This is a genomic window from Pseudomonas viridiflava (assembly GCF_900602065.1).
Classification (GTDB): Bacteria; Pseudomonadota; Gammaproteobacteria; order Pseudomonadales; family Pseudomonadaceae; genus Aquipseudomonas.
Genome location: NZ_UWFN01000376.1, coordinates 1 through 397, shown reverse-complemented (window position 1 = coordinate 397; position 397 = coordinate 1). Strand labels below are relative to the sequence as shown.

General features: G+C 58.7%; 1 pseudogene. It reads right to left on the bottom strand.

Annotation, left to right across the window (positions count from 1 at the left end):
* A pseudogene (locus EE949_RS29045) lies at positions 1-397 on the bottom strand (DeoR family transcriptional regulator); the annotation flags it as partial.

Sequence of the window (397 nt, the reverse complement as noted above, 5' to 3'; positions counted from 1 at the left end):
GTTCAACAACTGCACCAACGCCGGCACCGGCTGCTGATCGGTCACCAAGCAATCCACCAAACTGATCGGCCCCAAACGAATCATGGCGTTGCGCCCGAATTTGCTCGAGTCGGCCGCCAGGATCACCTGGCGCGCGTTGGCGATGATCGCCTGGGAAACCCGCACTTCCTGGTAATCAAAATCCAGCAGGCTACCGTCCTCATCGATGCCGCTGATGCCGACCAGCGCGAAGTCCACCTTGAACTGGCTGATGAAGTCGATACTGCCCTGACCCACGACGCCGCCATCACGGCGCACATTGCCGCCTGCGATCAGGACCTCGAAATCATCCTTGGCACTGAGGATCGCCGCCACATGCAGGTTGTTGGTGATGACTTTCAGATTGTTGTGGTTGAGC